Genomic DNA, 17,515 nt, shown 5'->3' on the forward strand with positions numbered 1-17,515 from the left:
GAAGAGAATGTTACACATAGACGAATGGACCGATTTCGAAGCCCACGACATCACCGAGCTGGCGTTGTCAGTCAGCGACGAGATTTATGGCTCGGTCGAGGAGGGGATCCGCGAGTTGAACCTGCTGGACGAGTGGCTGGATGAGCAGATCGAAGAGGGCACCTGCGACGAAGTGCGCCAGCAGTTGCTGCAGGGCTTCTACCACAGCCTCGGTTTTCATGGCGACTGGCAGGATTATTTCTCTGCCAACAACTGCGATCTCAATCAGGTGCTGGTTCAGCGCAAAGGGATCCCGGTCAGCCTCGGCATTCTCATCATCCAGCTGGGGCGCAAGCTTGGGCTCGATGTGGAGGGGATCTGCTTCCCCGGCCACTTCCTGGTGAGCTTTGCCGGTGGCGAGGGGGAGGTCTATGTCGACCCCTTTACCGGCGACGAGCTGAGTCTGGCCCGCATCGAGCTGCTGCTGCGCGGTGCGTTGGGGGACTTGGCGACCCTGACCCCTGACTACCTGCAGCCCTCCGGCCAGTGGGAGATCATCGAACGGCTGCTCAACGTCAGCAAGGGTGCCCTGCTGCGGGAAGATCGCATGCCCGAGGCGCTGCGTTGCAGCGAGCTGTTGCTGCGGATGAAGCCCGGCGATCCGCTGGAGACGCGGGATCGCGGCTTTATCTACGAGCAGCTCGATTGCCCGCGCCAGGCCGCCGACGATTTTGAATATTTTATTGAACAATGCCCGGACGATCCGGTCGCCGATGTGCTGAAAGTGCAGCTGGCCGCGCTGGATCTGAGCCCCAAGCCCCTCCATTAAGGGCGGCTTGAAACTGAAACAGACGAATATCAAGGCCGCTGCGTCCGGTCGCAACGGATTAACTAGGCTTCAGGCCCTTTTATTAAGGATGTCTTAGATGGAACAGAAGAATATCAAGATCAACCAGATCGACGTTGCCAACGACAAACCGTTCGTGCTGTTTGGCGGCATGAACGTGCTGGAATCCCGCGACATGGCGATGGCGGTGTGCGAGAAGTACGTGGAAGTGACCAGCAAGCTGGGCATCCCGTTTGTCTTCAAGGCGAGCTGGGACAAGGCCAACCGCTCCTCCATCCACTCCTACCGCGGTCCGGGTCTGGAAGAGGGGATGAAGATTTTCCAGGAGCTGAAAGCGACCTTCGGCATGCCGGTCATCTCCGATCTGCACGAACCCCATCAGGCCAAGCCTGTCGCCGAGGTGGTGGACGTTATCCAGCTGCCCGCTTTCCTGGCGCGCCAGACTGATCTGGTGGAAGCCATGGCCCGCACCGGCAACGTCATCAATATCAAGAAGCCGCAGTTCCTCAGCCCAAGCCAGATGAAGAACATCACCGACAAGTTTGAGGAGTGCGGCAACGATCAGCTGATTCTCTGCGAGCGCGGTGCCAATTTCGGCTACGACAACCTGGTGGTGGACATGCTGGGTCTGGGCGTGATGAAGAAGAGCACCGGTGGCTATCCGGTGATCTTTGACGTGACCCACTCCCTGCAGTGCCGTGATCCGCTGGGTGCCGCCTCCGGTGGCCGTCGCGAGCAGGTGACCGAGCTGGCGCGTGCCGGCATGGCGGTCGGTCTGGCCGGTCTCTTTATCGAATCCCACCCGGATCCGAAAATTGCCCGCTGCGATGGCCCGAGTGCCCTGCCGCTGGAGAAGCTGGAAGGCTTCCTCAAACAGATGAAGGCTATCGATGACCTGATCAAGGGCTTCGAACCTCTCGATACCTCGGCCTGATCCCGACGCTGTCATGCCTGATGAAAATGCCCCGCAATGCGGGGCTTTTTTTGATAAGGATGCGGTGACAAGCACGCATAAAAAAACGGCCGATTGGCCGTTTTTTTGTGCCGATACAGCGAGTATCAGCTCTTCACTGCAGGGCGCTGATTACAGGCTCTGGGTGAAAGTACGGGTAACCACGTCACGCTGCTGTTCCGGGGTCAGGGCGTTGAAACGCACTGCGTAGCCAGATACACGGATGGTCAGCTGCGGGTACTTCTCCGGGTTTTCGATAGCATCTTCCAGAGTTTCGCGACGCAGCACGTTGACGTTCAGGTGCTGGCCACCTTCAACAGCAGGCTCAGCCTGAACCGGCAGTTCGCGGTATTCGAACTGACCCAGGTCAGCCAGTTGCACTTCTTGATCGGCAGCGAAAGCATCGCCTTTGACGCAGATGCAGCGAGCTTGTTGCTTCTCTTCGTCCAGCAGCCAGAAAGAGTTCAGCAGAGCGGTGTTGGCGGCCTGGGTGATTTGAATGCCTTTGATCATGGTATGACTCCTCAATGGGAACGCGAATCCAACTGTAAGGAAATTACCCTGATGTATTTAAGCTACCGTCGATGGCGATGACTTAAAGGGCCCTTGCCTTACACCTTTTCTTTGATGGGGTCATATATACCACGGTGGTAATATTACAAAAATTGATCTAGATCAAGAAAATCCGACAAAGCGCCATTTCAATGGGATTAAATTCTTGAGTTGAATCAAAAATAGGTCATTTTTCTGATTTTGTAAGATATCCAAATTATGCATCTTTTATCTCGTTAATCTAGTAATTTAACTACATCTTTTGGACTTTTTTCTGAGGTTAATTGAGGGGTTGGCTACACTCAGCAAAAAAAGCGAGGAGAGTGCCGGGTGAATAATGGGTGGCGAAAGTGGGCATGGCTGGCCCTGTTCTGTTGCTGGGCAAGCAGTGTTGCGGTGCGGGCCGAGACGGTGCGTATTGCTGTGGGCGAGTGGCCACCTTATATCAGTGAGGCGCTGCCCAATCAGGGCTTTCTCTGTGAGGTGGTGCGCCAGGCCTTTGCCGAAGAGGGGCTCGATGTCAGCTTTCACTTCTATTCTTGGGCCGAGGCTTACCGACTGACTCTGGAGGGGCGCTATGTGGTCACCATGCCCTGGTTTCGCTCCCGCGAGCGGGAGCAGCTTTTCTATCTCTCCGCCTCGCTCGGCCATTTCACCACTCGCCTGATGACGCTGACCGGTACGCCCGCGGTCAATCTGGGTGAGCTGAAACACGAGCCGGTCGGGGTGACCCGTGGCTACTTCTATGGCGATGGTTTTGCCGCTCGCCAAGCCGGGCTCACCCTCGAGTGGTCAGATTCCGATGAGGAGAGCATGGGCAAGCTGCTCGACGGGCGGATCCACTATCTGGTGATGGATGAGCAGGTGGCACAGACCCTGTTCCAGCAGGCGCTCGTTCGTCATCCCCAATCGCTGTCACTGACCGGTGCCGCCGACCCCATCTGGTCGCAACCGGGATACCTGCTGATGCGCAAGGTCGATCCCGAGGCGCGCCGTCTGATGCTGCTGTTCAATACCGGCCTGCGCAAGCTGGAGCGCTCAGGGCGCCTAGCCAGGCTCTGGAAAGCGTGAGCCACGGTTGCGTCTTGCGGGCTGGCCCCCTATCCTGAGCCCTTCGCCGTATCAAGTGAGGAGGCCGGGGTGCTGACCTGGAGTGATGTGATTGGCTCTGAGAAAGAGCAGGACTATTTCAAGAGTACGCTGGCAACTGTCAGAGCCGAGCGGGAAGCGGGCAAGGTGATCTACCCGCCAGCTACCGATGTGTTCAATGCCTTCAAGCTGACCGAGCTGGATCAGGTCAAGGTGGTTATCCTGGGCCAGGACCCCTACCACGGCCCCAATCAGGCGCACGGCCTCTGTTTCTCCGTTCTGCCCGGCGTGCGTACGCCTCCCTCACTAGTCAACATCTATAAAGAGATGCAGCGTGACCTGCCAGGTTTCGTCACACCCAATCACGGCTTTCTCGAATCCTGGGCCAAACAGGGGGTCTTGCTGCTCAACACTGTGCTGACGGTGCAGGCCGGTCAGGCCCATTCCCACGCCCATCTGGGATGGGAGACCTTTACCGATCGGGTCATCGAGCAGATCAATGCCAGTTGTCAGGGGGTGGTGTTCCTGCTGTGGGGTGCCCACGCCCAGAAGAAGGGACGTTTCATCGACCGCCAGCGCCACTATGTCCTGACCGCGCCGCACCCGAGCCCACTCTCTGCCCACCGCGGTTTCATCGGTTGCGGTCACTTTAGCGAGACCAATCGCTTGCTGGAACAACAGGACAAGAGTCCGATAGAGTGGAAATCTGTCTGCATCCCACTTGATTGAGTGCAAAGTTCGGGCGACAAATGACCGTATACTCAGGGACATAAGATTAATTCAGAGCCAAGGAGTGCCCATGTTATCCAGTCTGCACAAGGACCATCTCAACATCGCCCGACTTTTGGAGCTGCTCAAGCACAAGCTGGCAGCCATCCGTGCCGAAGAGCCCATCAGCTATTTTCTGGTGCGCGATGTCATCGACTACCTGCGGGAGGTCTCTGACAAGTACCACCATCCCAAGGAAGACCTCATCTATGACTACTACCTGAAATATCGGGTGGTGGAGGGTGAAGTCGCCAACCGCCTGCAGGAGGAGCACGTCAAGCTGCTGGAGGCCGGGGCCGATCTCAAGGAGATGGTGGAGATGATCCTGATGGATGCGGTGATCCCCCTCGATCAGTTCACTACCAAGCTGGAGCGCTTCGTGGAATTACAAGAGGCACACATGAACTATGAAGAGGGGGTGATCTTCCCCCATCTGCGTGACTCCCTGACCGAGGATGACTGGCGTCATCTGGAGCAAAACTGGCAGAACCGCGCCATTGGCGACCCCCTGTTCGGGGCTGAGGTGAGCCAGCACTTTCAGGCACTGGCCAAACGCCTCTCTTTGCCGCTCACGAACGGCTAAGACTAGCCCGTACCTGCCGTGTGGCGGGTATTGTGTGAGTGCAACTTGAGTGAAAACAGAAAGGCCTCCATCCGGAGGCCTTTTGCATGTTGGAGCAAGCTTACGCCTGTGGTTTCAGGAAGTTGCGATAGAGCATGTAGAGGTGGGCCGAGCTCCAGCTGAAGTTGCTGGCCCCCTGCATGGCGCCGGTCTCCGGATTGTAGTTTTCGCGGATGGGGCCGCTGCCCGCCAGTCCTTCGGCATTGTTGAACAGCTTGTTGACCAGTGCCTCGGCATCGCTGCGATAGCCGTAGTTCTCCAGCCCCTTCACCCCGAAGTAGAACTGATCGAGCCATACCCGGCCGCGCCAGTAGATATTGGGGTCGTAGGCCGGGTTGGTCAGCGCGGCTGTGCCCAGCGGGATCTTTGTGTTGAACTCCTGAGCGTTGAGCATGACCTCGCGCACCCGCGCCGCTTTCTCCTTGTCGGCGACTTCTGCCCAGAGCGGGCTCCACCCTTCCGGGCCACGGCCGCGAGCGGTCAGCAATTTGCCGACACAGCCGTTGCCGTCAGCCACATCCCCCTGAGCAATCTGGCGATCGTAATAGAAGCCTGATGCCTCATCGAACATGCAGCTATTGATGTAACCAGCCAGCTGGGTCGCGCCATCGCGGTAGCGGCTTGCGTCGTCCGGTTTGCCAAGCAGGTCGGCCATGTCGGCCAGAATGCGTTTCTCCTTGGCGAGGAAGGCGTTGAGCTCCACCGACTCCTGATCGATGGAGAATCCGATCAAATCGCCATTGTCCTGATGGTTTTCAAAGAAGGCGACGTTCCAGTCCTGACGCGCCTTGGCCAAATCTCCGCCATAGGTCTTGTCGGCATAACGTTGCAGCTGGCCCGGTTCGATAAAGCCGAAGCGGGCGGCGTTGTCCATGCCTGACTCCCAACCGGCGCCGTGCTGGGCACCGATATCCATGTCGCTGTAACCGCCCACGTTCAACACCTGTTGATAGAGCGGCATACCGGCGCAGGCATACCAGCCATCCCCCTCACTGGTACAGCTGGAGAGATCCAGCCCGGCGGGAATGCCGTTGGAGTACTGCACCTTGAAGGTGATATTGCCGTACTCGTCGTTGTGCTCCACATGCTTGGTGGCGCCATATTCGATGATGCCGTTGCGGTTGTTGTCCCGCGCGCGGTACCACCAGTCGTGGTAGGCCTGCAGCTTGGGATACATCTCGGCGATAAAGGCCTTGTCCTTGGTGGCGCTGTAGATTTCCCAGATGGCCCAGGCGGAGAGGGGCGGCTTGGTGTCGCGCTCGTTCCAGTTGCCGCCATCGCCACCGCGATCCGCCAGCTTGTTGTAGAAGACGGCATCGATCACCATGCCCGCATCCTGCGGTCGTACCGGATCATCCGGCTGTACCTGATAGTCATACATGGCGCGCACGTTATTCTTGGCTACCTCAGGGTTGAAGTGTGCCATGGCATAGGCGTGCTTCCAGCTGTCCCAGGCCCAGACGCCATCGAACCAGCGGGCGGTATTGGAGGGGGTTACCCCATCGTGGAGGATGGCGCCAGCCGGGGATCGCCAGTTGCCATTGAGGGTCTCCATCGCCTTGACGGCGATGCGGCGCTCCGACTCGGGGATACCCTGATTGGAGAGCCCCTTGGCAAGGTAGCCCTCCCAGCGGCGGATGGAGTCGGCAAAATAGCTGGCCGGGTTGGCCAGCAGGGCCTGATGGCTCTGTTGATGGCGGCTGGCGTCATCTGCGGAGTGGAGATAGCTCTGCAGGGTGTAGATATCCTCGCTTCCCTTGGCGGCCAGGGTAATGCTGGCGTCGCTTTGGTAGCCCAGTGTCTTCTGGTCGAGGGTGGTGCGACTTGGCAGGGTGCGGTCGATTCGATAGCGGGCGCTGCCGCTCTGCATGATGTTCCAGGTGCTGCGCAGTTTACCGAACTGGAATTCGATTCCTTTGTCGCTCTCGCTGATGGTGCGTGTCCAGCCTGGATATTTGCTGGCAATCGTATCCTTGGCATCCCATTGATTGAGCAACTCGCCCTGCCAGTTGAGGTTGAGGGTGAGCGGTGCATCGGTCTGATTGATGAGTCGGGTGCGGATAAGAGCGGTGCGGGCATCGCCATAACGCAGCTCCAGCTCCAGCGTAAAGGGCTCGAACTCGAAGCGTTGCACCAGCGCTCCGGGAATGGCGTACACCTCCTGCTTGCGGGCGCTGGTGAGCGGAAACGGGCGGCCGCTCGCATCGCTCAGGGTGAGCTTGTCCAGCTCGCTGGCAAAGAAGAGGCTGTACTCCTCGGAGATGACCATGGGGCCGGTAAAGCCCCCCCACTCCTTGTCGCTGGCAGGCAGCAGGAAACCGTGCCAGGCCCCCAGATCGAGCAGCGGGTTGTATTTGAGGTTGGAGTAGCTGTCAAAGTCGCGGAATTGGGTCGGTGTTCCCCGACGGTCGATCACGTCCTTGTACTGGATGGCCTGCTCCGGTTTGGCGACTGTGCTGCTCTCTGTCTGGTTATCGTTGCAGGCAGTCAGTCCGAACAGGGCGGTGCCGAGGGCTACCGAGAGTAAAGTTTTACGAAACATTGCTCGCTCCAATTCCGTTTATGTAGGTTAAAAGGAAGATTTTTTACGCTTATTTTTAGTGAAAAGGTGTTCGGTAGCCATTGTATGGCAAGAGAAAAGGGAGCGTTGGCGCGAGATCACACTCTGAAGAGGCGGCAATGTGAGCGGGATCACCGGGTTACATCAGGTTACATAAGATTGGCTTTAAGTAATATTTTACTTGCCATTGCTCGCCAATCTGGCAGGGCAGGTGTGCAGGTATTGGTGGGGCGTCAGGCCGAACTCCTGTTTGAAGCGGGCGGCAAAACGGCTGGGGGAGTCATAACCGCAGGCGAGGGCGACCTCCAGCGGGGTCAGGCCCTGTTGCAAAAGGTTGAGGGCGTGACTCATGCGCACCTGAGCCAGCAACTGGCGAAAGCTGCGACCTTCGGCGGCCAGCTTGCGCACCATGGAGGCGCGGCTCATGGAGAAGTGGGGGGCCACCACCTCCAGGGTGTGGTCGATGCCGGGTTCCACCGCCAGGTAGCGTGCCAGCCGCTCTGCGAGGGTCATGGTGCTGGCGGGAAAGAGTAACCCTAGGGCGTTGGCGGCCCGCAGCTCGGCATAGAAGCCGCGCAGCAGTTCGGCCTGGGTTGCCTCGCTCAGTCCCCGTTCGGCCATGGTGCTGATGAGTTCAAAGCAGAAGGCGAGCCCGGGGGTGACCTTGACGGCGGGTTCCTCCAAATCGGCGTGGGAAGGGGCTGACTCGGCCAGCCATTCTGGTGGCGGCGGAGTGAGCAGCGTGATGGCGTGGGAGCGAAATTTGCCCTGCTCCGGCTGATTGACGAAGGTGAGCTGGTGGCCTGCCGGGATCAGCAGCCACCGCTCCCTGTCAAACGACAGACGTCGCTCGCGCCACCATAGTTGCTTGCTCCCCTGGGTGACCCAGATGAGGGTCGGGGCGTAGATGAGCACCCGATGCAGGGGCTGCTGGCGGATCCCGAGATAGTGGCTCTGTTGCAGCAGGGGAGTGCTCATCCGTTTGGCTCCTAGGGGGTGACGAAGGTGGCGGTCAGGGTGGCCTTGCCGAGCGCCATGCTGTTGAGCATGTAGCCTACCATAGCGGGCGGGGTATCAGCCTTCACCTCGAGATCATGGGGCAGGGCCCAGGCGGTGAACTGATAGCGGTGCATGCCGTGACCAGCGGGCGGGCAGGGGCCGCCGTAACCCTGGCTGCCAAAGTCGGTGCGGATCTCCAATCCCTGCTTGAGCTTGCCGGAGGCATTGCTGGCCAGCTCGCTCTGGGTGGCAGGCAGGTTAACCACCAGCCAGTGCCACCAACCGCTGCCGGTAGGGGCATCGGGGTCATAGGCGGTGATGGCAACACTCTTGGTGCCTGCCGGCAGATCCTGCCAGCTAAGTTGGGGCGAGTGGTTGTCGCCGCTGCAGCCAAAGCCGTTGAAGCTGAACTGTTTGTCCATCAACTGGCCTTCGTGAATGTCCGTGCTCTTCAGGGTCATAGCAAAGGCCGGCATGGCCGTCAGGCAGAGCAGTGGCAACAGGGCACTCTGTTTGAGCAATTTCATCGGGTGACTCCTCGTGTGGTAACGGGTTCACTTTAACGAGGGCAGGGTAGAATGTTATTGCAGAACGGCTCAATGTGAGGTCAATTGGTGAGTTAATTGAGCTTTTTGGTGGTTTTCATGGCGATAAGGTAAATAGCAGCCATAAAAAAACCGGCATCAGGGATGCCGGTTTTTTGTTTGACGATAAGAGGTGCGGCTTAGCGCAGGATCATCTCGTCACGGCCCGGGCCGACGGAAACCATCGGAACCGGTACGCCGAGCAGCTCTTCGATACGCAGCACGTACTGCTGGGCCGCTTTGGGCAGCTCTTCGAAGGTGCGGCAGCCGGTGATGTCTTCGCTCCAGCTTTCCATCTGCTCGTAAACCGGCTTCAGGGCAGCGGTTTGCGGCCAAATCGGGTTCTCGGTGTGGGCACCTTCGTAGGCCACGCAGATCTTCAGATCCGGCAGACCGGTCAGGCAGTCCAGCTTGGTCAGTGCCACTTCGGTGGCGGCTTGCAGCTCGACACCGTTCTTGGTGGCGACCGCGTCGAAGTAACCGACATCACGGGGACGGCCGGTGGTGGCACCGAACTCGTTGGTGATCTTGCGGAACTCGTCCTGGTTCTCCATGGCGGTCAGCAGAGTGCCGGTACCGACAGAGGAGCTGAATGCCTTGGCCACAGCGATGACGCGCTCCGGGCGCAGACCCGGCAGACCGCCACCGATACCGGCGTAGGCGCCAGATACGTGGGAGGAGGTCACCCAGGGGTATTCGCCGTAGATCAGGTCACGGCCAGCGCCCAGCTGCGCTTCGAACAGCAGAGTCTTGCCTTCCGCCTGCAGCGCTTTGAGCGGCATGCTGACGTTGCAGACGGCGTCGATCCACGGGGCAGAGACTTCCAGCAGCCAGTCGGCCATCTCCTGGGCAGTCTGGGTGAATTCGAAGGAGGGGTAGATAGCCTTCATCTGCGGCAGTTTCCAGTCCAGCATGAACTGGATGCGCTCGACCAGTACGTCTGGCTGTTTCAGCCAGCCGACCAGGATCGCTTTCTTCATGACGCGATCGCCGTAGGCAGGAGCGATGCCCTGACGGGTGGAGCCATAGGCGCCGTCACCCAGACGTTGCTCTTCCAGGGTATCTTCCAGTGCGTGCAGCGGCAGGCAGAGAGTTGCGCGGTCAGAGATGGCCAGCTTCGGAGTCACGCCGGAGGCTTTGACTTCGTCGAGCTCGACGGTCAGTTTCTCGGGGCTGATCACCATGCCCGGGCCGAGGACAACCAGGCAATCCGGGTTGAATACGCCACTCGGAACCTGGTGCAGCTTGAAGGTGCCAAGGTCGTTGACCACGGTGTGGCCAGCGTTGTTGCCGCCCTGGAAGCGAATGCTGGCGCCAGCTTGACCTGCCAGATAATCCACGATGCGGCCTTTGCCTTCATCACCCCAGTTAGCACCTACGACTACGATAGACGACATGACTCTTTCTCCTAAGACGTTAGGCGTCCATCCTAGGAGCCTGATGCGGATTAGAAAAATTAATTATCTTTATAATTCCGATAAGAAAACCATATAATTATGGCCAATTAAGCGGCAAACCGTCCGATTTTGCCTGGCAAGCCCCGCACCTCGCGGGTTGAGGGACTCTTATGCTGGATATTCACTGGCTGCAAACCTTTGTCACTCTGGCCCGATTGCAACATTTTGGTCAGACCGCCACCGAACTGCACATGACTCAACCCAATGTCAGCCTGCATATCAAGCGGCTGGAGCAGGCGACCCGGGTGCGGCTGATCGAGCGCAGCCCGTTTCGCCTGACGCAGGCGGGGGAGCGGCTGCTGCAAAGCGCCGAGCGCACGATTGCCGAGTTGCAGCTCTGCCAGTCCGATCTCAATGCCCTCAACCAGCTGAGTCAGGGGACGCTGGCCATCGCCGCCAGCGACATCATCTCCCGCCTGCTGCTGATCCAGCCGTTCCAGCGCTTCAAGCGGGAGTTTCCCGGCATCGACCTCACTCTGTTCAACACCACTTCGGATCAGGCCGCCGAGCTGGTCAAGGCGGGCAAGGCGGATCTGGGTTTTGTCATGGCGCAAAAGCGCAGCGAGCCGCTCTTCTATACCGAGCTGCAACAGGTGACCTGGTGCGCGCTGGGCCACGGCCTTGCCCGCTGGCAGGCGCGGGCGGTGGCGGGAGAGAGCGACCCCCTCGACGAGCCGACCCTGATCCTGCTCGGTCACGACACCCGTACCCGAGCGCTGATCGACCCGTCCCTGCCGCTGCTGGCCTTGCCCCCCTGCCGCATCATGGAGGTGGGCAGCGTGGACGCCCAGCTGGACTGGGCCGAAGCCGGGTTTGGTGTCGCCATCGTGCCCGACTTCTCCCTGCATCCTCGCCTCAACCTGACCGCGCCGGTTGCCAGCCTGACCGATTTCCCGGGCACCAGCCTGGGTTATGTGGTGCGCCAGAATCAGGTGCTGTCGCGCGCCATCAAGCAGTTGCTGCACTGGGTGGAGGAGGAGATCCAGAAGCCCAACCCCTATCTGACCCGGGTGATTGAGCCGTAGTGGTACGGCAAGGTGAGCAGGCCAATTGATTTCGCCACTGTCGAGCGCATATCAATAATCAGGGCAGCTGAGGCTGCCCTGATGCATTTGTGGGAGCTGACCATTCAGGGTTGCGGCGGCGTGACTGCGCTGGTGGCAGGGGAGGGTGACGTGTCGGCCTTATCCTGCGGTGGGGTTTCGTCAGCAACTGCGCTGCTGGCAGGCTGGGTTGCCTGCTCTTGCGGCGCAGTTGCCGCAGAGGCGCTTTGCGGCAACTGAGCTGGAACGGCAGCCGATGGTGCTGGCGCAGTTGACGCTGCGGCAGAGGGAGCAACTATTTCCCCCTCTGTGGTCGGCGTAGCAGTGAGCTCGGGGGTGACCTCAAGTGCCTCTTCGGGCAAGGGATTAACCTCTGTGGCTTCTGTTGCCACTGCGGCACTGCTGGTGGCGGTCGCGTCAGAGGGCGTAGTCGCCCCGCTGGTGGCACTCACCGGCTCTGTCGTGGGCGCCGCCTCCGAGGCCGATGGTGCCGGTGTTAACGGCTCCGGCGTCAGCTGTTCCGCGGTTAACTGCTCGGGGGGCAGTGGCAAGGGGGCTGGCGGTCGATCCGACATCCCCGCATGGAGGGGAAGCTCGGTTTGCGCCTGCAACTGCTCGGGGGTCACCTTGCTCAGGGCCGGATGCAGCCGGCTGAACTGTTTGACCCGGGCCAGCAGGGTATCTCGCACGGTACGGACGATGGGATCCGGCAGACTGGCCAGCGCCACCAGTTCGGCACTCATCCCGATATTGTTGATGGCGGTGGTCTGTCCCGGATAGAGGTTGGCGGCGATGCGGCTGCGCTGGTAATAGGGGTGTTGCTTGAGCAGCGTGTCGATCTGCTCCCCTTCGATGGGGATGAGGCGCACCTTGCAGCGGCTGATCAGGTCGCCGACCGCCAGACTGGGGTGACCGGCCACCACAAAAGCGGCATCCAGCGAGCCATCGCACAGCCCTTCCAGCGGTTCGCTGTCCGACTTGAGTTGATAGGCAGCAAACTGCCCGGGTTGCCATCCCATGGCTGCCATCAGGGCCTGGCTGGTGATCTGCTCACCGGCGCCCTTGTTGCCGGGATAGACCCGCTTCCCTTCGATATCTGCCAGGGTGGTGATGCCGCTATTGGGGGCGGCCAGCAGGGTCAACGATTCCTGATAGAGGCGAAACAGGCTGCGCAGCTCATTGTTGGCCCCCTGCCCGCTGAAGGGGCCGGTGCCGTGCAGGGCGTGGTGCAACACATCGGACTGCACCAGCGCCAGCTGTACGTCCCCCTTGTCGAGTGCCTTGAGGTTGGCCATCGAGCCACGGGTGCTCTGCACGGTGCAGCTGTCCCCATGCAGGGCATGGCCGGCATTGAGCACCCGGCAGATGGCGCCACCGGTCGGGTAGTAGACCCCATTGAGCGGGCCCGTTCCGATAGTCAGCGCCTGGCTGCCAAAGGAGAGCAGCGCAGAGAGTGCACAGAGGGGGAGCAGAAGGTGATGCAAGATCCGTAGAGACATAATTGACCGTTGACTGAGTTGACCGCTGGCTGGTGACACAGGGAAAAAGGGATGGGGCTTGCCCATCCCGTTGCTGGCTGATCAGGGCTTGTTATTGAGGATTGCCCGCTCCATCCGCGCCAGCGCGTCGGTCAGCCGTGCCCTGGTGCAGCCGAAGTTGAGCCGCACGAACTGACCGTCGCCAAACTGGGCGCCGGGGGAGAGACCAACGCCGGCCTGCTCGAAGAAGGCGATGGGATCGGCAAGGCCAAGGGCGCTCACATCGATCCAGGCCAGATACGTCGCCTGATGGTTGGCCAGCTTGACGCCGGGCCAGCGGGCAACCGCCTGCTGGATCAGGGCCAGATTGGCCGCCAGATAGTCGAGCTGCTCGGTCAGCCACTGTTCGCCACCCTCATAGGCCGCTTCGGCGGCGACAAAGCCCAGCAGGTTGACGTCGGCGCTGATGCCGCGCATCGCCTGCTGCAGCCTGAAGCGCAGACGGGCGTTGGGGATAATGGCGAAGGAGCAGCAGAGACCGGCGATATTGAAAGTCTTGCTCGGGGCCATCATCACCGCGCAGCGCTCGGCCGCTTGTGCACTGATGGCGCCGTAGGGAATGTGGCGGGCGTTTTTATCCAGCAGCAGATCGCAGTGGATTTCATCGGAGCAGATTACCAGATTGTGGCGCGCAGCGATGGCATCGATGGCCAGCAGCTCGTCACGGGTGAAGATGGTGCCGCCCGGGTTGTGGGGGTTGCAGAGCAGCAGCAGGTCTGCGGCGGGAGCCTGACGCTCCAGCTCTTCAAGATCCAGCACCCAACGACCGGCCTCTTCAATCATCGGCACGGTGAGTAGGGGGCGATCATTGAAGCCCGGCGCCTGCAGGAAGGGGTAGTAGACCGGCTTGGGGGTGATGATACCGCGGCCATGCTGGCTCCACGCCTTGCAGGCAAGGTTGAGCCCCGGCACCACACCGGGCAGGAATACCAGCCATTCGGGCTCGATGGTCCAGCCATAGCGGGTCGCCATCCGTTCGATAATGAGTTCGATCAGGCGCGGCGAGGGGCGTGAATAGCCGAAAATGCCGTGTGCAACCCGTTTGGTCAACGCCTCGATCACGGACGGGGGGAGACAAAGTCGGTATCGGCAACCCACATGGGCAGCACATCCTGACCCTTGTACTTGTCCCATTTCAGGCTCATGGTGCCACTGCGGTCTACTTCCTGATCAAAATCAAACATGCGAACTCCTTGTGCTGGCAGGATGGGCTTTCACTCTACGGGGTCGCGGCCTCCCTCGCAAGGCGCACACCCGCTTATGCCATCCTTGAGCCCGCTCTTGATAGTGACATAAGATAGGCGCCGAATTTTCATACGGCTGCCGCCCGTTAGCCCGTATCGTCCTTCCAATCAGTGGTAACCCTATGAGCTTGTCGATAGCGGCGGTCAAACGCCCGGACCCCGTCTCTCTTTCATTTCTTGCCGTGACCTTTATGACCGGCGTCGCGGTGGCACTGCAGGTGCCTACCTTAAGTCTGTTTCTGGCCGAAGAGGTGCAGGTGCGCCCCTTTCTGGTCGGGCTCTTCTATACCATCAATGCGGTGGTGGGCATTCTGGTCAGCCAATGGCTGGGCCACCGCTCCGACAACAAGGGGGATCGCAAGCGACTGATCCTGCGCTGCTGCTTTGCCGGGGTGGCGCTCTCCTTGCTGTTTGCCTGGAACCGCAACTACTGGCTACTGGCGAGTCTGGGGGTCATGTTGGCGGCGCTGGCGGCCACTGCCAGCCCCCAGTTGTTTGCGCTGGCGCGGGAGTACTCCGACAGCCGCAACCGACGGGCGGACATGTTCAGCTCGGTGATGCGAGCCCAATTTTCGCTGGCCTGGGTCATAGGCCCGCCCATCGCCTTTGCGCTGGCCATCGGCTACGGTTTTGAGTTGATGTATCTGGCCTCGGCACTGGCCTACGTGCTCTGCGCCCTGGTGGTGTGGCGCTGGCTGCCCTCTCTGCCGCTGCCCAAAATGGCCGAAGAGACAGAGCGGGTCAGCAGCTGGCGGGATCCGGCGGTGCGGGCGCTCTTTATCGCCTCCACCCTGATGTGGACCTGCAACAGCATGTACCTCATCAATATGCCGCTCTATATCACCCGGGAACTGGGGATGGATGAGAAGCTTGCCGGCATCCTGATGGGTACGGCGGCGGCGCTGGAGATCCCCTTCATGCTGCTGGCGGGTTATTACACGGCGCGCTTTGGCAAGCGCCCCATGATGTTGCTGGCGGTATTGGCTGGCGCGGCCTTTTACACCGGTCTGGTGACCCTCACCGATCAATACGCCCTGATCGCCTTGCAGCTGTTCAACGCCATCTTCATTGGTATCGTGGCGGGGATCGGCATGTCTTATTTTCAGGATCTGATGCCGGGGCGGGCCGGGGTAGCGACCACCCTGTTTGCCAACAGCATCCGCACCGGCTCCATCATGGCGGGGGCCATCGCCGGTGTGGTGGCGGAGGTGTGGAGTTTCCACGGGGTCTTTATGGTTGCGCTGGGATTGGCACTGGTAGCACTGGCCGCCAGCTGGCGGGTGCCCAACGTCTGACGGGGGGCTGGCTGTTATTTGTCGTGCTGGGGCTGGGCGTGCGGGAGTAGCGATGATTCGCCCTGATATTCGTTGCGCAGGCAGCGCAGCAGCAGCTCGGTCGCTGGGCCGAGGGATTCGGGGGAGAGGGTCAGCAAGTAGGTGTAGAGGTGGCGCTCGTTGCCGCTCTCCAGATCCAGCTGTATGAGTGACCCTTCTGCCAGCTCCCGCTCTACCAGATGGCGCGGCAGCCAGGCATAGCCGAGGCCAAGGCGCAGCATGGCGAGCACTTCGTGGTAGTGGGTCGCCTTCCAGCCGGTGTCATCCGCATCGTTCCAGTCCACCGAGCGGTGAATGGGGGGATGCAGGCTGATCTGGTTGTGGCCGGTCAGCACATCGCTGCGGATGGCCCCCTCCTCCTGTGCCAGCGGATGGCTGGCGGCGCAGAGCGGCAGCAGGCACACCTCGTCCAGCAGCAGACCGGTGCGATCGCCGGGCAGGTGCTCGGAGAGCATCAGATCCCCCGGTTGCAGGGCGTTGAAGTGGCAGTGAATGCGTTCGTGCAGGTTGACCCGGCAACCCCGACTGCGAGGATAGAAGCTGGCCAGCGCCCGATAGAGGCGATCCCTTGGCTGCAGCGCCGAGACATAGAGGTTGATCTGCGGCTCCCACTGCCGCTCCAGGTTGTTGGCCAGATTTTCCAGCTCTTCCACCTGTTGGCTCAACTGACGGGCCCGCTTGAGGAAGATCTCGCCCGCCGGCGTCAGCACCGCCTTGCGGCCGCGCACCTCCAGCAAGGGCACCCCCAGACTCTGCTGCAACTTTGCAACCGCATGATTGAGGGAGGACTGGCTCTTGTTCAGCGCCTCGGCCGCCTGGGCGTAGCCGCCGCAGTCGACCACCGCCTGAAAGATCCGCCATTGCTCAAACGTGCTCTTGGGACGAAACATAGTTCAACCTGATTGGAGATAGGATGGTCAGTGGTTCGAACAGGGAGCCTGTGCCCCCTATTCAATTTAACCCCTGCCGCACAACACTCTGGGTATTTTATTGATTTATTTGGGCTGAGCCGCCTGTTTATTTTGGCTGAGCCACAAAGGTCTGACCGGTTTTGCCGCGGCTGTCCGACCCCATCAGGTAGAGGTAGAGCGGCATCAGGTCGGCCGGAGTCTTGAGGTTCATGGGATCTTCCGCCGGGAAGGCGCTGGCGCGCATCTTGGTACGGGTACCGCCCGGATTGAGGGTATTGACCCGCACACCGGTGTTCTCAAGCTCGTCGGCCAGCACTTCCATCATCCCCTCGATGGCAAATTTGGAGATGGCATAGGAGCCCCAGTAGGCGCGCCCCTTGCGCCCCACGCTGGAGGAGGTGTAGACGATGGAGGCATCGCCCTGCGCCTTGGCGGTCTGGCGCAGCAGCGGCAGCAGCGCCTGGGTCAGCAGGAATTCCGATTTGACGTTGACCTGCATCACCTCGTCCCACTCCTTCTCCTGAATGTGTTCAAACGGAGAGAGGGTGCCGAGCAGACCGGCGTTGAACAGCACGCCGTCGAGGCGGCCAAACTGCTGGGCGAAGGTTTCGGCCATGCCGCGGTAGTGGGCGGCGGTGGCCCCTTTCAGATCCACCGGCACGATGGCTGGCAGCGGATAACCGGCCGCTTCAATCTGGTCATACACGGCTTCGAGTTTGGCGCTGGTGCGGCCGAGCAGGATCACGGTGGCACCGTGAGCGGCGTAGGTGAGGGCGGCTTCGCGGCCGATCCCGTCGCCGGCACCTGTGACCAGAATGACTTTATCCTTGAGCAGATCGCGGGGCGCCTGATAATCGAGCATGACAACTCCTGTTAACAAATTCCGGCCATAAGTGCATGGCAATCGGCGCCAAGTGTACTGATCCGCGCGCCTGTTTGACCAGCCAGCGGCAAGAAAAATGTGAAGAAAATAGAGAGGTTGTGATGCTCGGGTTGGTTTTTCCGGGCACTGGCTGCGATTTTTTGCGCGCATTCA

Annotated in this window: 15 protein-coding genes and 1 pseudogene; 7 read left to right on the plus strand and 9 right to left on the minus strand. The window is 60.3% G+C overall.

The annotated features are described in order from the left end of the window. Positions 1–7 precede the first annotated feature (7 nt). On the plus strand, positions 8–808 hold the full coding sequence (locus ACTG2U_RS18390; RefSeq protein ID WP_005362204.1) for a SirB1 family protein: 801 nt from the start codon (positions 8–10) through the stop codon (positions 806–808). A gap of 97 nt (positions 809–905) precedes the next feature. Further along, complete coding sequence (gene kdsA / locus ACTG2U_RS18395) at positions 906–1,760, plus strand: 3-deoxy-8-phosphooctulonate synthase (protein ID WP_005334937.1); 855 nt, start codon at positions 906–908, stop codon at positions 1,758–1,760. Positions 1,761–1,910: 150 nt separating this feature from the next. Here kdsA and grcA read toward each other — a convergent pair whose 3' ends face one another. Continuing rightward, positions 1,911–2,291 carry an autonomous glycyl radical cofactor GrcA gene (gene grcA / locus ACTG2U_RS18400; protein ID WP_005334936.1) on the minus strand — a complete coding sequence of 127 codons (381 nt, stop codon included), beginning with the start codon at positions 2,289–2,291 and terminating at the stop codon, positions 1,911–1,913. Positions 2,292–2,660: 369 nt separating this feature from the next. On the opposite strand from grcA, the gene ACTG2U_RS18405 reads away from it, so the two are divergent. From ACTG2U_RS18405 to ACTG2U_RS18415, 3 genes are all read left to right on the plus strand, one after another. Further along, on the plus strand, positions 2,661–3,401 hold the full coding sequence (locus ACTG2U_RS18405; RefSeq protein WP_263716896.1) for a substrate-binding periplasmic protein: 741 nt from the start codon (positions 2,661–2,663) through the stop codon (positions 3,399–3,401). Between the two features lie 69 nt (positions 3,402–3,470). Then, a complete protein-coding gene (gene ung, locus ACTG2U_RS18410) occupies positions 3,471–4,148 on the plus strand; it encodes a uracil-DNA glycosylase (protein ID WP_005334934.1) in 678 nt (225 codons plus the stop codon). 70 nt (positions 4,149–4,218) lie between these two features. Next, positions 4,219–4,770, plus strand: a complete 552-nt coding sequence (locus tag ACTG2U_RS18415) for a hemerythrin domain-containing protein (protein WP_005362195.1) — start codon at positions 4,219–4,221, stop codon at positions 4,768–4,770. Between the two features lie 100 nt (positions 4,771–4,870). Here the strand turns inward: ACTG2U_RS18415 and ygjK are convergent, their stop codons facing one another. From ygjK to ACTG2U_RS18435, 4 genes are all read right to left on the minus strand, one after another. Continuing rightward, complete coding sequence (ygjK, locus tag ACTG2U_RS18420; RefSeq protein WP_064340865.1) at positions 4,871–7,351, minus strand: alpha-glucosidase; 2,481 nt, start codon at positions 7,349–7,351, stop codon at positions 4,871–4,873. Between the two features lie 195 nt (positions 7,352–7,546). Beyond that, positions 7,547–8,347 (minus strand): helix-turn-helix transcriptional regulator, encoded by an 801-nt coding sequence (locus ACTG2U_RS18425; RefSeq protein ID WP_439974903.1) that lies wholly within the window; start codon positions 8,345–8,347, stop codon positions 7,547–7,549. 11 nt (positions 8,348–8,358) lie between these two features. Next, entirely contained in the window at positions 8,359–8,895 is a 537-nt protein-coding gene (locus ACTG2U_RS18430; protein ID WP_005353872.1) for a YbhB/YbcL family Raf kinase inhibitor-like protein, read from the minus strand. A 197-nt stretch (positions 8,896–9,092) separates the two neighbouring features. Further along, positions 9,093–10,349 carry an adenylosuccinate synthetase gene (locus ACTG2U_RS18435; RefSeq protein ID WP_005334922.1) on the minus strand — a complete coding sequence of 419 codons (1,257 nt, stop codon included), beginning with the start codon at positions 10,347–10,349 and terminating at the stop codon, positions 9,093–9,095. A 170-nt stretch (positions 10,350–10,519) separates the two neighbouring features. On the opposite strand from ACTG2U_RS18435, the gene ACTG2U_RS18440 reads away from it, so the two are divergent. Next, positions 10,520–11,434, plus strand: coding sequence for a LysR family transcriptional regulator (locus tag ACTG2U_RS18440; protein ID WP_429153780.1), 915 nt, complete (start codon positions 10,520–10,522; stop codon positions 11,432–11,434). Between the two features lie 104 nt (positions 11,435–11,538). On the opposite strand, the gene ACTG2U_RS18445 is transcribed toward ACTG2U_RS18440, so the two are convergent. Both ACTG2U_RS18445 and ACTG2U_RS18450 read right to left on the minus strand, forming a co-directional pair. Next, positions 11,539–12,951, minus strand: coding sequence for a TAXI family TRAP transporter solute-binding subunit (locus ACTG2U_RS18445; protein WP_429153779.1), 1,413 nt, complete (start codon positions 12,949–12,951; stop codon positions 11,539–11,541). Between the two features lie 81 nt (positions 12,952–13,032). Next, positions 13,033–14,174: pseudogene (locus ACTG2U_RS18450) on the minus strand (MalY/PatB family protein). Between the two features lie 182 nt (positions 14,175–14,356). Between ACTG2U_RS18450 and ACTG2U_RS18455 the strand changes: the two are divergent. After that, entirely contained in the window at positions 14,357–15,529 is a 1,173-nt protein-coding gene (locus ACTG2U_RS18455) for an MFS transporter (protein WP_439974904.1), read from the plus strand. A 14-nt stretch (positions 15,530–15,543) separates the two neighbouring features. On the opposite strand, the gene ACTG2U_RS18460 is transcribed toward ACTG2U_RS18455, so the two are convergent. Together ACTG2U_RS18460 and ACTG2U_RS18465 are read right to left on the minus strand one after the other, a co-directional pair. Further along, the gene (locus ACTG2U_RS18460) at positions 15,544–16,458 is read right to left on the minus strand and encodes a LysR family transcriptional regulator (protein ID WP_108612094.1); all 915 of its coding nucleotides are present in this window, start codon (positions 16,456–16,458) and stop codon (positions 15,544–15,546) included. 127 nt (positions 16,459–16,585) lie between these two features. Further along, positions 16,586–17,341 (minus strand): YciK family oxidoreductase, encoded by a 756-nt coding sequence (locus tag ACTG2U_RS18465; RefSeq protein WP_439974905.1) that lies wholly within the window; start codon positions 17,339–17,341, stop codon positions 16,586–16,588. Between the last annotated feature and the right edge of the window lie 174 nt (positions 17,342–17,515).

This window comes from Aeromonas sp. 95A (genome assembly GCF_051919235.1).
Taxonomy (GTDB): Bacteria; Pseudomonadota; Gammaproteobacteria; order Enterobacterales; family Aeromonadaceae; genus Aeromonas; species Aeromonas veronii.

Bases quoted from the DNA above. Each gene is read 5' to 3' on its own strand.
- ACTG2U_RS18390 (WP_005362204.1), top strand. From the start codon at position 8: ATGTTACACATAGACGAATGGACCGATTTCGAAGCCCACGACATCACC.
- kdsA (WP_005334937.1), top strand. From the start codon at position 906: ATGGAACAGAAGAATATCAAGATCAACCAGATCGACGTTGCCAACGAC.
- grcA (WP_005334936.1), bottom strand. From the start codon at position 2,291: ATGATCAAAGGCATTCAAATCACCCAGGCCGCCAACACCGCTCTGCTG.
- ACTG2U_RS18415 (WP_005362195.1), top strand. From the start codon at position 4,219: ATGTTATCCAGTCTGCACAAGGACCATCTCAACATCGCCCGACTTTTG.
- ygjK (WP_064340865.1), bottom strand. From the start codon at position 7,351: ATGTTTCGTAAAACTTTACTCTCGGTAGCCCTCGGCACCGCCCTGTTC.
- ACTG2U_RS18425 (WP_439974903.1), bottom strand. From the start codon at position 8,347: ATGAGCACTCCCCTGCTGCAACAGAGCCACTATCTCGGGATCCGCCAG.
- ACTG2U_RS18430 (WP_005353872.1), bottom strand. From the start codon at position 8,895: ATGAAATTGCTCAAACAGAGTGCCCTGTTGCCACTGCTCTGCCTGACG.
- ACTG2U_RS18435 (WP_005334922.1), bottom strand. From the start codon at position 10,349: ATGTCGTCTATCGTAGTCGTAGGTGCTAACTGGGGTGATGAAGGCAAA.
- ACTG2U_RS18440 (WP_429153780.1), top strand. From the start codon at position 10,520: ATGCTGGATATTCACTGGCTGCAAACCTTTGTCACTCTGGCCCGATTG.
- ACTG2U_RS18445 (WP_429153779.1), bottom strand. From the start codon at position 12,951: ATGTCTCTACGGATCTTGCATCACCTTCTGCTCCCCCTCTGTGCACTC.
- ACTG2U_RS18455 (WP_439974904.1), top strand. From the start codon at position 14,357: ATGAGCTTGTCGATAGCGGCGGTCAAACGCCCGGACCCCGTCTCTCTT.
- ACTG2U_RS18460 (WP_108612094.1), bottom strand. From the start codon at position 16,458: ATGTTTCGTCCCAAGAGCACGTTTGAGCAATGGCGGATCTTTCAGGCG.
- ACTG2U_RS18465 (WP_439974905.1), bottom strand. From the start codon at position 17,341: ATGCTCGATTATCAGGCGCCCCGCGATCTGCTCAAGGATAAAGTCATT.